The following is a 12762-nucleotide window of genomic DNA, read 5'->3' on the forward strand; positions in this document are numbered from 1 at the left end:
GAGACGGGGCCCGTGGCCCCGCCTCGTGGTGTCAGGGGGTCGTGCTGCCCTCTGTGGTGTTGCTCCCCTGGGACGCGCCCTGGCTGGTGCCCTGGCTGGTCCCCTGCGAGGTGCCCTGGCTGGTGCCCTGGCTCGTCCCCTGGGACGTGCCTTGACTGGTGCCCTGACTGGTCCCCTGCGAGGTGCCCTGGGACGTACCCTGACTGGTCCCCTGCGAAGTGCCCTGGGATGTACCGGGTTTGTTGTCCCCGGTCGGCTTGTTGCCGGTCGGCTCACCCGAGGGTTGCTGGGTCGGATCCGTGGTGGGCGCCTTCGTGTACCGGTGCCTCGTCCCGCCGGTGCCGCCGGAGCTGTCGTTCTCGTCGGAACCGCCGCCCGTCGTTCCGGTCCCGGGGTCGGGCTCGGACGACTTCTCGTGCTTGGGGGTCGAGGAGGAACCGGTGGGCTCGGGGGTCTGGGACGCGGAGTGGCTTGGTTTCTTGGTCGGGCCCGTGTCCTCGCCCTTCCCCTCGCTCTTGTTCCCCGTCATCGCGTACGCCGCCACCGCGATCACCACCGCCGCCACCAACGCGACGATGGCGATGATCTTGCCGCGGCCGCTCCCGCCGCCCCGCCCGTGCCCGCCCGGCTCGTAATCGTCGTCACCGGACCCGCCCATGCCCTGGGGCAGGATCCGCTGCGGCGAGGTGTCGCCGTGCTGCGGGCGCTGCATGGCCGTGGTCTGGCCCAGGCCGACGCCGCCCAGGACCTGGGTGGCCGCGGCGGCCGGGATCTGGCCGGTGTCCCAGGAGCCGGTGTGGCCGCCGGCCTCGTGCAGCATCTGGAGGCTGTACTGGACCAGCCCACGCATCTCCTCGGCGCTCTGGAAGCGGTCGTCCGGGTCCTTGGCCAGGGAGCGCATGACGAGCCCGTCGAGCTCCGGCGGGACGGAGTCCAGCACCTGGGACGGCGGGACCGGGTTGTCCTGAACGTGTTGGTAGACGACCGAAAGCGGGGTCTCGCCGGTGAACGGCGGGCGCAGCGCCAGCAGTTCGTACAGCATGCAGCCGGTCGCGTAGAGGTCGGAGCGGGCGTCGACGGTCTTGCCGAGGGCCTGCTCGGGCGACAGGTACTGCGGGGTGCCCATGACCATGCCGGTCTGGGTCATGGTGGACGCGGCGCCGTGCAGGGCGCGGGCGATGCCGAAGTCCATGACCTTGACGGCGCCGTTGTTGGTGATGATGACGTTGGCGGGCTTGATGTCGCGGTGCACGATGCCGTGCTGGTGGCTGTAGGCCAGCGCGTCGAGCACCCCGGAGACGATGATCAGCGCCTGCTCGGGCGGCGGTGCCTCCGCGTTGAGCAACAGGTCGCGGATGGTGCGGCCTTCCACCAGCTCCATGACGATGTACGGCACGGTCTGGCGGCCGACGATGTCCTCGCCGGAGTCGTAGACGGCGACGACGGCGTGGTGGTTCAGCCCGGCGACGGACTGTGCCTCGCGGGTGAAGCGGGCCTTGGAGACCGGGTCCTCGGCCAGGTCGGCGCGGAGCAGCTTGACGGCCACGGTGCGGCCGAGGCGCACGTCCTCGGCGGCGAAGACCTCGGCCATGCCGCCGCGGCCCAGCCGGTGGGTGAGGCGGTAGCGGCCGTCGCCGACCATGCCGCCGTTACCCCACATTTCCGGCACATCGGGCATTCCGCCCCCGTTGGCGTCAGGGTCGGACGGACCCTGGGCGCTCTGCGTCTGTGCCATCAGTCCTCGCCGTCGTGTCTGGCCGCTCGCGGGGGCCAAGCCTTGGGGCAGTGCTCACGCTGCTGAGCCGTACGCGGAGCAATGCAGTCTTCCGATAAGGCACGCTACAGGTTCCGCGACGCGCGCCGGTCGGGGATGGACGGGCAATCAAACCCGCAGCGGCCCGGGCAAGGCAAATTCCGTGACGGCTTGTCGCGCATCCGGTCACGGAACGGGCACGCGGCTTGACGTGCCCCTGGCCTGCGGCACACTTGGCCGGGATACGTGTCCGGCCGGATGGGATCCGGCCGGATCCAACCTATGAGCCGGGCCCGGCCCGGGTGTCGCGTCACCGACCCGACGCCGGTCGGCGCCGAGGGGGAAGCAACACCATGAGCCAGGACGGCGCACAGGGCGGCTACGCGGGACGGGCCGTCGGCGGCGGCCGCTACCAGCTGCGCGACCTGCTCGGCGAGGGCGGCATGGCTTCCGTGCACCTCGCGTACGACTCCGTGCTCGACCGCCAGGTCGCCGTCAAGACCCTCCACACGGAACTCGGCCGGGAGTCGTCGTTCCGGGAGCGGTTCCGCCGCGAGGCCCAGGCCGTGGCCAAGCTCACGCACACCAACATCGTCTCCGTCTTCGACACCGGCGAGGACGCGCTCGACGGCACGACGATGCCGTACATCGTCATGGAGTACATCGAGGGTCGGCCCCTGCGGTCCGTCCTCGACGCGGACGTCGCGCAGTACGGCGCGATGCCGACGGCCAAGGCGCTGAAGATCACGGCCGATGTGCTGGCGGCGCTCGAGGTCAGCCATGAGATGGGCCTGGTCCACCGGGACATCAAGCCCGGCAACGTGATGATGACCAAGCGTGATGTGGTCAAGGTCATGGACTTCGGCATCGCCCGCGCCATGCAGTCGGGGGTCACCTCGATGACGCAGACGGGCATGGTCGTCGGCACCCCGCAGTACCTCTCCCCCGAGCAGGCCCTGGGCCGCGGCGTGGACGCGCGCTCCGACCTGTATTCGGTCGGCATCATGCTCTTCGAGCTGCTGACCGGCCGGCTGCCCTTCGACGCGGACTCGCCGCTGGCCATCGCGTACGCGCACGTCCAGGAGGAGCCGGTCGCGCCCTCCACGATCAACCGCTCGATCCCGCCGGCGGTGGACGCCCTGGTGGCCCGGGCGCTGAAGAAGAACCCGAACGAGCGCTTCCCGAGCGCCGCCGCCATGCGGGACGAGTGCGCGCGGGTCGCCGGTACGGCACGGACGGCCGGCTCGCCGGTGATCTCCGGGAACGCGCCCGCGCCGGGCAGCGGCGCCGGTGTCTCCTCGGCGGTCTTCCCGCCGGTGGACCAGCAGGCGGTGCCCGGCCCGGGCATCCAGTCCGTCCAGACGCCGTACCAGGCGCCGCCGCAGCAGAACCCGTACGGGTCGTACGGGGCGGGCTACGGAGCTCCTCAGGGTCCGGGCCAGCCGCCCGCCCCTTCCCCGGCGTATCAGACGCCCCCGCCGTACCAGGGCGCCCACACGCCCCCGCCCGGCGGCATGCCCGCGCCCTCCGTCGGCGGTGGCGGCGGGAACGGGAGCGGTGGCAGGGGCAACAAGCCGGTCATCATCGGCTCGGCCATCGTCGCCGCGCTGGCGGTCATCGCCGTGATCACCGTCGTCGCCCTCAAGAACAACAAGGACGACGGCCCGGCCAAGGCGGACGAGCCGGTCGTCCGGGTCACCCAGTCCGCAGCCCCGGCCCCGGTGGGCGGCTCGTCCGGCGGCTCCAACGGCTCGACGAGCGGCGGCACCGGGGGCGGCGGTGTGGGCAGCAAGCACGTCGAGGGCGACAAGGCCAAGGTCATCGAGACCGAGAAGTGCACGCAGGCACGCCCCAGCTTCCTGGACAAGACGAAGACGAGCATGCCGGACGTCAGCTTCGTCTACATCGACTCGGTGAAGAAGTGCTTCCAGGACGCCGGCTGGAAGTACCGCGAGGACAAGCAGAACGAGAACGTGTTCGGCAAGGGCACGGTCGTGATGCAGAACCCCCAGAAGGGTGATCCCTTCGACCCGAAGACCACCACGATCGTCCTCACGGTCTCGACGGGCGACCCGGCTTCCTGACGGCGAAAAGCCGGGGGCCGGCCGCCGCTGTACGGCAACCGGCCCCCGGCGTACGCCCCTTGGCCTTCAGGTCCCTGACGATTACAGGTACGGACCCGAGCGCGCCCCCTGCTGGCCCCGCCCGCCGCCTTCGCCGTCGTCGTCGCCGATGCCGGCCGGGAGGGCGCGGCGCATCTGCTCCAACTGGGCGCGGGCGGCCATCTGCTGGGCGAACAGCGCCGTCTGGATGCCGTGGAAGAGCCCTTCGAGCCAGCCGACGAGCTGGGCCTGGGCGATGCGGAGTTCGGCCTCGGTGGGGATGTTGTCGTCGGTGAACGGGAGCGACAGGCGCTCCAGTTCCTCCACGAGCTCGGGGGCGAGCCCGTCTTCCAGCTCCTTGACGGAGCTGTGGTGGATCTCCTTGAGCCGGACCCGGCTCGCCTCGTCCAGAGGCGCGGCGCGTACTTCCTCCAGCAACTGCTTGATCATGCTTCCGATGCGCATGACCTTCGCGGGCTGTTCGACCTGCTCCGTCACGGGGACCTCGCGCGACTCGTCGTCACCCGCCCCGCCGCCGGGGCTGGTGCTGCCGAGAGCCATGCCATCCGGGCCTACGACCAGGATGTGCGGGCTCTCCTGCGACCGTTCGTTCCTCGGCATATCCATGCCGCCATTCTCTCGCACAGATGATTTCCCCCTGGTGATGCCCCCGTACGCGTCTGATCCACCGGGGTGCGCGGTGCGGTGGTGCCCGGCCGGACGGACCGGCGCGTGCGCCGGTCAGCGCCGCCGCAGGCGCAGGGCGAGGAACCCCAGGCCCAGGCCGGTGAGGGTCATGCCGGTCCCCAGGGGCAGGACCCGCATCACGGGTTCCTCGTCCGGGGCGGTCCCGCCGTTCCGGCTGCCGGCGCGGGCGGGCGCGGGCCGTACCGGGGGTTCCGGGACGATCTGTGCCGGGGTCCAGGCGGGTTCCGGGTCGGCGCCGGTGTCGGGGGCGGGGGACCCGTAGGGGTCCTGCTCCGGCCCGGAAGGGTTCTCGGGGCCCCCAGGGGCGCGTCCGGGGTGCGGGCGCCCCTGACCCGCGACGGTTCCCGCGAGGCGCCCGGCGTCGGTGGCGGGAGGGGTGGAGGGATGCGCGGCAAGGGGTGCGGGTGGCGTGAGAGGTAGTGGCGAGGCGAGGGGCAGTAGGGGAGTCAGGGGCAGTGGTGAAGCCAGGGGCTGGAGAGGCGCTGGCGACGAGAGCGCTGGGAGGGAAGGCAGCGGCGCAAGAGGAACGGGTGGCACCAGAGGTGCCGGCGGAGCCAGGGGGGCCGACGGAGCCACGGCCGGCCGCGCCAGAGGCGTGGGAGGCGCCAGGGACAGGGACGGCAGGGGCGGGACGCCGTCGGCCCGCGCCGCATCGAACGGCCCGGCGAGGGCGGCCGTCAGCGTCAGGCCGGCCAGGACGGCCAGGCGCCCGGCCCTCCGGGACGCCCGGGACGGCGGGGCCACCCGGCACGTCCGGGGCACCCAGGACGTACCCGGCCGGACGGTCACGGCCCGGAGCGTTCCGGCGATCACTGCGATCACCCGTCCACCGTCACACGCCCGCCCGGCCCGGGCACGCCGGGCGGCCGGACGGGTGACGGCCCGGCCGCCCGCCGACGCGGGCCGCGCGGACCCGCGCCGACCGGCCCGGGGCTCCCCTCAGCCCGTGGTGAGCAGCACCTTCCCCACGTGGGAGCTGTCCTCGACGATCCGGTGTGCCCCGGCCGCGTCCCGCAGCGGCATCGTCCGGTCGACGACGGGACGGACCCGGCCGCCGGAGACGAGGGGCCAGACGTGTTCGCGGACGGCCGCCATGATGGCCGCCTTCTCGGCGAGCGGCCGGGAGCGGAGGGCGGTCGCCATGACGGCGGCCCGCTTCGTCAGCAGCTTGCCGAGGTCGAGTTCGGCCTTCCGGCCGCCCTGCAGGCCGATGATGACGAGGCGGCCGTTGACGGCCAGGACGTCCACGTTCCGGTCCAGGTACTTGGCGCCCATGATGTCGAGGACGACGTCGGCCCCGGCCCCGCCGGTCACCTTGTGCATCTCCTCGACGAAGTCCTGCTCCCGGTAGTCGACGAGGATGTCGGCGCCGAGCTCGCGGCAGCGCTCCAGCTTCTCCCGGCTTCCGGCGGTGACCGCGACCCGCGCGCCGACCGCCTTGGCGAGCTGGACGGCCATGGTGCCGATGCCGCTGCCGCCGCCGTGCACGAGCAGGGTCTCGCCGGGCCGCAGGTGGGCGAGCATGAACACGTTCGACCAGACGGTCGCGGTGACCTCGGGCAGGGCGGCGGCGGTCACGACGTCCAGGCCGTCGGGCACGGGCAGCAGCTGGCCGACGGGGACGGCGACCTTCTCCGCGTACCCGCCGCCGGCGAGCAGCGCGCAGACCTCGTCGCCGACCGCCCAGCCGCTCACCCCGGGGCCGAGGGCCGCGATCCGGCCGGAGCACTCCAGTCCGGGGTACGGGGACGCGCCGGGCGGCGGGTCGTAGAACCCCTGCCGCTGCATCAGGTCGGCGCGGTTGACGGCCGTCGCGGCGACCTCGACCAGCACCTCCCCCTCACCGGGCACGGGGTCGGGTACCTCGGACCAGACCAGGGCGTCGGGTCCGCCGGGCTCGGGAATGGTGATCGCATACATGGCGCGAGGCTACTCCCCGCCCGTCGAACCCCCTAGGGACCCGCAGGGGAAGCGACGACGCGGCCCCCGCGACCCGTAAGGGGCCGCCGAGACCCGTAGCGGCCGCTCCGAGACCCGTAAGAGCCGCTACGGACCCCCCGAGCCCGCATAAGGGATCATGGACGGGTGCCGAACCCCTCGTCCTCCGCGCCCCGGAACCGGATGACCGGCGGCAACCACGCCCACCACGCCCATTCCCCGGAGCCCCCGGCCGTCCCGGACCACCACAGGGGCGGCGGGCTGCTCCTCAAGTCGCTCTGGCGCCGCACCCGCGCCGAGGCCGAGGACGCGGAGGCGGGCCGCTCCATCGTGCTGCCCGTCCAGCGGGTGACCGCACCCTTGCAACAGGTGCTGCGGCGCCTGGTGATGGCGCTGATGGTGCTGGTGCTGACGACGCTCGTGGTGTGGCTGGACCGCGACGGCTACCACGACAACGCGGACGGCCCGGTCGGCTTCGTCGACGCCGCGTACTACGCGACCGTCACCCTCTCGACCACCGGCTACGGCGACATCACGCCGGTGAGCGACGCGGCCCGGCTGACGAACATCTTCGTCGTCACCCCGCTGCGCGTGCTGTTCCTGATCATCCTGGTCGGCACCACGCTGGAAGTGCTGACCGAGCGGACGCGTCACCAGGTCCGCATACACCGTTGGAGGTCCCGGATGCGCGACCACACCGTCGTCATCGGCTACGGCACCAAGGGCCGGCACACCATCGAGACGCTGGTCGGCCAGGGCCGCCCGAAGGACCGGATCGTCGTCGTCGACCCGCAGAAGAAGGCCGTGGACGCCGCCGCCTGCGACGGGATCGTGGGGGTCGTCGGCGACGGCACCCGCTCCGACACCCTGCTCCGCGCCGAACTCCAGAACGCCTCCCACGTGGTGATCACCACGGAACGGGACGACACCGCCGCCCTCGTCACCCTGACGGCCCGTCAGCTCAACAAGCGGGCGACGATCGTCGTCGCCGTCCGCGAGGACGAGAACGTGCCGCTGTTGCGGCAGAGCGGCGCCAACACGGTGGTGACGAGCTCCAGTTCGGCGGGCCGCATGCTCGGCATGTCGATGGTCAGCCCGTACGTCGGCACGGTGCTGGAGGACCTGCTGACCTACGGCACCGGCCTGGACGTCGCCGAGCGCCCGGTCACCAAGGCGGAGGCGGGCCGGTCACCCCGCGACTGCGCCGACCTCGTCGTCGCCGTCGTCCGCGGCCACCGCCTCCTGAACTTCACCGACCCCGAGGCGACACCCCTCCGCCTCACGGACCGCGTGATCACCATCCGGCAGGCGTCGGGGGCGGCCGAGTAGCGCGCGAGGGGGTCAGTCGGCGAAGTCCTTGAGCTTCTCCGTGTCCGGGGCGAACCCGACCGGAGCCGGGAGTTCGATCTTCCCCCCGAAGGGCTGATTGACGACGTTCCGGTACTTGCCGCCCTCGGGCTCCGAAAAGACGTACACCAGGTGGTCGTCCCGGTCGATCAGCAGGTAGACAGGGATGCCCGCGGCGGCGTAACCGTCCGGTTTGTCGAGCCGGTCACGGGCGTTCGCGTCCGAGTCGCCGGACGTCACCTCCACCGTCATCAGCACCCCCTCCGGACCCGCCCACTCCCCCTGCCCCAGGAAGTACTCCTCAGGCGCCAGTACTCCGCCGGGCCCGGCCCTTGCGGTACTGCTCCACCTTCAATCCCTGCTCGGGGTAGAGCCAGGCTTCCGGGACGTGCTGCATGCACTGCTTCTGGAGCCACCTGATGATTTCGCCGTGATTACCGTTCGGCACCGGCTTGACCCCGACCTTCCCCTTGATGAACTCCAGACGCACGGTCTCAGGAGCGTTGTGCGCGAGCTGCTCGAACTCTTCGACATACATCTGAGGCCGGTCGGCGGGGATGGGGATCATGGAATCGCCTCCTCGCCTCCGTGGTGCCCCGGCGAGCGGTGACGCGTGAGGCATCGCGGCGGTGGGCAAGCCTCCTCTCGCTCCGACGGTCGACTATCGCCGCACGCCAGACCGAGGAAACCCACAGTCACAAATCAACTGCATAGCGCGATTGCTCTGTGGTAAGGCGCCTTGGCCCGCCGCTAACGCTTCACCCCGTGAGCACCCCGCAGCCACGCGTCGAGGGTGGTGAAGTCCCCCTCGGTGAGGCCCCTTACGGGATCGACCCGGTGGAGAAGGGCCTCTGCGGGGTGGTGGGCGCGGACCCAGCGGTCGTCGGCGGGGCCGATCTCGTCGTCGACCCAGGCGAACCGGCGCCCGTCCGCCCACTCGACGAGAGCCCGGGTCTTCCAGTGGACGCCGCCTCGCCGCCAGGGCCCGCCCGGTGCGCCGGACTCCTCCGGTGCGTCAGGCTCGTCCAGTGCGTCGGCCCCGTCCAGTGCGTCGGGCTCGTCCATCGGGTCGGGCCAGACCACGACGCGAAGTGGGGGCAGGCCGAGCCACGGACTGAGGCAGTCGTTGGCGTCGGACATCCACGTCGTCGCCCACACCAGTTCGCAGGGCAGGGCCGCGAGCCGGGGTCCGAGGGCGGGGTCGACCCTGGCGATCAGGGGGTTGCCCCCGTCGCCCGGCGACCCCGGGGCGAGCCAGGGGCTGCGGTACGTCGGGTAGCCGCCCGGGAGTTGCCGGCTCGTCGCGCCGAAGGGGATGAGGGGGCCGTCGACGTCGAGGAAGAGGAGGGGCGGGCGGGCGTCCATCGTGCCGGTCATGTCCGGAACCTAGCGGGCGGGCGGCCGGGGTGGCCGTCGCGCCCCCGGCCGTCAGCAGACGCCGCCGCCGGTGGCCGTCCACGGCAGGTCCAGGAGGGCCACCCGGCCCCGCGCCGTGTTCCCGCCCGGCGGGATCACCGCGATGGCGTCGGCCGCGGCCAGGCCGCGCAGCATCGCCGGGCCGTGGAAGCGCAGCGGGCGCGCCCCGTCGCCGCCGCGCAGCACGACCGGCACCAGGCGGGTGTCGGACGGGTGGCTCGGTACGGGTCCGGTGAGCACGGCACGGCGCAGGGACGGCGCGGCGCGGCCGGAGAGGCCGCGGAGCAGGGGTTCGGCGAGGGTGAGCAGGCCCGCGACCGCCGCCAGCGGGTTGCCGGGCAGGCCGACGAGATGCCGCTCGGGGGTGAGGCGGGCGAGCAGCATGGGGTGCCCGGGGCGGACGGCGACGCCGTCGACCAGCAGTTCCGCGTCGAGGCGGCGCAGGGTGGGGTGCAGGTGGTCGCGCGGGCCGGACGCCGTACCGCCGGTGGTGATCACCAGGTCGGCGTCGGTCGCGGCGAGCGCGTCGTGCAGCGCGTCGGCGTCGTCGCCCAGGCGCACGGTGCCGACCGCCTCGGCCCCCAGGGAACGCAGCCAGGGGGCGAGCATCGGCCCGAGCGCGTCCCTGATGCGGCCGTCCTCCGGCAGCCCCTCGTGGACGAGTTCGTCCCCGAGGACGACGATCAGCACGCGCGGCCGGGCGGTCACGGGCAGCTCGTCGTGGCCCGCGGCGGCGGCCAGGCCGAGGACGGCCGGGGTGATCAGCGTGCCCGCGGGCAGGAGTTCGTCGTCGCGGCGGCATTCCTGGCCGCGCGGGCGGATGTCCTGGCCCTGGGCGGTCCGACGGGTGGCGTGCAGTTCGTCGCCGCTCGTCCGGCCGTGTTCGGTGCGCAGCACGGCCGTGGCACCGGCCGGTATGCGGGCGCCCGTCGCGATCGGCACGGCGTGTCCGTCGCGCAGCGCCTCGTCACCGGTGTGGCCCGCGAGGATGCCCTGGCCCGCGTCCTCCGGCAGGCGCCATGGCCCCGGGCCCGCGACCGCCCAGCCGTCCATCGCCGAGGTGTCGAACGACGGCAGGTCCGTCAGCGCGGTGAGCGGCGCGGCGAGCGTCCGGCCGACCGCGTCCGCCAGGGGCGCGGCCAGGGCGGGCAGGGGCTCGGCCGCCCCGGCCGCGACGCCACCGGCCGTGGCCCAGGGCAGGGGACGGCGGGGGGTCGCTGTCAGGGGGCGGCCGTGGCGGGGGTGCCGACGGGGTTCGTGCTCGCTCGCGTCCGTCGTCCCGCGGGCGGCGTCCGCGTCTCCGCCGGCCTTGTCGTCTCCGGCGGTCTTCGCGTCTGCGCCGGCCTTCTCGGCTGCGGCGGTCTTCGCGGCTCCGCGCGCCTTCTCGCCTCCGCCGGCCTTCTCGGCTGCGTCGGCGGGGCGGGCTCCGGCCGCGTTCCCCTTGCCTTTCGCGGTATCCGCTCCGTCCCCGTCCCCGTTCCCGTTCCTGTGCCCGGTCGCGCCCGTGCCGTCGGCGGGTGCCGGTGACGGCGAAATCCGCACCGCCTTACGGTGCTTGGCGGACTTGCGCGTTCCACCCTGCCCCTGACGGGTCCCGGCCGGCCCGGCAGCGGCCGGTTCTCCTCCGACGGTCCCGCTGCCGTCACCGTGATCGGGCCGGCGTTCCCCGTCATCCGTGCCGACGGTCACGTCACAGACCGACCGCCAGACATCGGTCAACTCCTCGTGGTCGCCGGCCTCGCCGGCACGTTGCCGCCGCCTGCCGCGCCGCGGGCCCTCGCCGTCGTTCCCGGCCCCGGGCGCCGTCGCGTCCACCGGGGCCTCCGGGCGGCGTCCCGGCCCGTCGTCTCCCCCGGCGCGCGGGGAGCCGCCGGAGACGGCGGCGTCCCGCACGGACCGCCAGATGTCCGTCAGCCCCTCGCCCGCGTCGGCATCCGGTTCCGGTTCACCGGCTCCGCCGGAGCCGTTCCGCACCGGCGCGGACGCCGGCCCGGAGCGCGGACCGTCATCACCGGTGCCGCCGGTCATGTCGCGGATCGACCGCCACACGTCCGTCAGGACCTCGGCGCCGCGGTGCCCGCCGTCGGGCTCGCGGCCGGGCGGGCCGGACGGGGTGCTTCCGGCCGGACACGCCCCCACCCCTATGGCGCCCCGGGCGCGGGACGGCTCGTCGGCGCCGGCCACCTCGCGGATCGACCGCCAGACGTCCGTCAACGCCTCACCGGCCCCCGGCCGTTCCCCAGGGGCCCCGAAAGCCCCAGGAGCCCCGGAGATCCCGAAGACCCCGGGAGTCCCGGGGGGAACACGCGCATCACGCGCGCCCGGCACGGCCGCTCCCCTGGCACCGGGCGCGACACCGCTCGTACCGCCATCGAACACATCCCCGACAGGGGCGCCCGCACCCGCTTCCGGCTCCTCGAAGGGCAGGTACCCGCCCTCGACCGGCGCCACCTGCCGTTCCTGATCGCCGTGTTCGCCGGAGAGCAGGGCCAGGGCCTCGTCCGTGGCGCGGTCCAGCGCCGCCGCGTCCGCCTCTCGGTCCCGGCCCCTCATGAGGGGGGACCCGCGGGGGTGCCGGCCGGGGAGCCGTCCTGTTCGGCCGCCCACCGTTCCGCCAGGGCGGCGGCCTCACGGGCGGCCTGGGCGACCGCTTCGGGGGCGCCGCCGCGCAGCGCGGCGGCATAACCGACGAGGAAGGTGGTCAGGGGGGCGGCGGGGCGGGCCACGCCGTGCGCGGCGTCACGGGCCAGGTCGAGCAGGAGCGCTCTGTCGACGTCGAGTTCCATACCGAGTTCGGCCTTGACCGCGGCGATCCATTCATCCAGCACGGTCCCATCGTCCCTGATCCTGGCGCGGGCCGCGCCGATGTCGTCCCAGGTGTCGCAGTCGAACGACGCTTCGTGGTGCGGCAGCCGTCTCAGGGACAGCCCCTGGGTGAGCAGCCGTACGGGAAGTCCCGTAAGGGTCCCGTGCTCGGTCGCCAGCAGGGCCAGTTCCCGGCGGACCGGTTCCGCGCGGTACGCGGCGACGAGCGGCTGGTCGTGCCCGTCGGCGTCGGCGAGGAGCGCCCCTTCGGTGCCGGCCGACGCGGCCGCCTCCAGCAGGTTCCGTACCGTCGCGGCGTCGAGGAAGGGCAGGTCGGCCGAGAGGGCGAGGACGACCTCCGCCGAGGTGTGGCGCAGCCCGGCGGACAGGGCGGCCAGCGGGCCGCCGCCGGGCGGCTGTTCGCGGGCCCAGGTGACCGGCCGGACCGTGGCCCGGCGCGGCCCGACGACGACGGTGGTACGGGCGGCGGCGCACGCGCCGAGCACGCGGTCGAGCAGGGCGCGCCCGCCGACGCGCAGGCCGGGTTTGTCCGCCCCGCCCAGCCGCCGGGCGGCCCCTCCGGCGAGTACGACCGCGTCGAAAACCGTGTCCGTCACCCCCGCAGTATGCGCCCGCCGGGAGACGGCCGTACGCCGGAGGGCGACGCCTCGCCCCCGGAGCGAGCGGACGCGG

The 12762-nt window shown here is 73.8% G+C and carries 8 protein-coding genes and 1 pseudogene; 2 read left to right on the top strand and 7 right to left on the bottom strand.

The window, feature by feature from the left end; genetic code table 11:
- Positions 1-31 precede the first annotated feature (31 nt).
- A complete protein-coding gene (locus tag ACH4PU_RS07725) occupies positions 32-1735 on the bottom strand; it encodes a protein kinase (RefSeq protein ID WP_398267586.1) in 1704 nt (567 codons plus the stop codon).
- Between the two features lie 371 nt (positions 1736-2106).
- Here ACH4PU_RS07725 and ACH4PU_RS07730 point away from each other — a divergent pair, with 371 nt between their 5' ends.
- Positions 2107-3837 (top strand): protein kinase, encoded by a 1731-nt coding sequence (locus ACH4PU_RS07730; RefSeq protein ID WP_398267589.1) that lies wholly within the window; start codon positions 2107-2109, stop codon positions 3835-3837.
- An 81-nt stretch (positions 3838-3918) separates the two neighbouring features.
- Here the strand turns inward: ACH4PU_RS07730 and ACH4PU_RS07735 are convergent, their stop codons facing one another.
- Both ACH4PU_RS07735 and ACH4PU_RS07740 read right to left on the bottom strand, forming a co-directional pair.
- Positions 3919-4482 carry a bacterial proteasome activator family protein gene (locus ACH4PU_RS07735; protein ID WP_185940311.1) on the bottom strand — a complete coding sequence of 188 codons (564 nt, stop codon included), beginning with the start codon at positions 4480-4482 and terminating at the stop codon, positions 3919-3921.
- A gap of 1020 nt (positions 4483-5502) precedes the next feature.
- Positions 5503-6483 carry an NAD(P)H-quinone oxidoreductase gene (locus tag ACH4PU_RS07740; protein ID WP_398267592.1) on the bottom strand — a complete coding sequence of 327 codons (981 nt, stop codon included), beginning with the start codon at positions 6481-6483 and terminating at the stop codon, positions 5503-5505.
- 165 nt (positions 6484-6648) lie between these two features.
- Between ACH4PU_RS07740 and ACH4PU_RS07745 the strand changes: the two genes are divergently transcribed.
- Positions 6649-7830, top strand: a complete 1182-nt coding sequence (locus ACH4PU_RS07745) for a potassium channel family protein (protein ID WP_398267595.1) — start codon at positions 6649-6651, stop codon at positions 7828-7830.
- A 12-nt stretch (positions 7831-7842) separates the two neighbouring features.
- Here the strand turns inward: ACH4PU_RS07745 and ACH4PU_RS07750 are convergent.
- From ACH4PU_RS07750 to ACH4PU_RS07765, 4 genes and pseudogenes are all read right to left on the bottom strand, one after another.
- A pseudogene (locus ACH4PU_RS07750) lies at positions 7843-8416 on the bottom strand (Uma2 family endonuclease).
- A 182-nt stretch (positions 8417-8598) separates the two neighbouring features.
- Positions 8599-9225, bottom strand: a complete 627-nt coding sequence (locus ACH4PU_RS07755; RefSeq protein ID WP_398267598.1) for a hypothetical protein — start codon at positions 9223-9225, stop codon at positions 8599-8601.
- 51 nt (positions 9226-9276) lie between these two features.
- Entirely contained in the window at positions 9277-10800 is a 1524-nt protein-coding gene (locus tag ACH4PU_RS07760; RefSeq protein WP_398268483.1) for a molybdopterin molybdotransferase MoeA, read from the bottom strand.
- Between the two features lie 1013 nt (positions 10801-11813).
- The gene (locus ACH4PU_RS07765) at positions 11814-12686 is read right to left on the bottom strand and encodes an NTP transferase domain-containing protein (RefSeq protein WP_398267601.1); all 873 of its coding nucleotides are present in this window, start codon (positions 12684-12686) and stop codon (positions 11814-11816) included.
- Positions 12687-12762 lie beyond the last annotated feature (76 nt).

It is taken from the genome of Streptomyces sp. NPDC021100 (assembly GCF_044333095.1).
Taxonomy (GTDB): Bacteria; Actinomycetota; Actinomycetes; order Streptomycetales; family Streptomycetaceae; genus Streptomyces.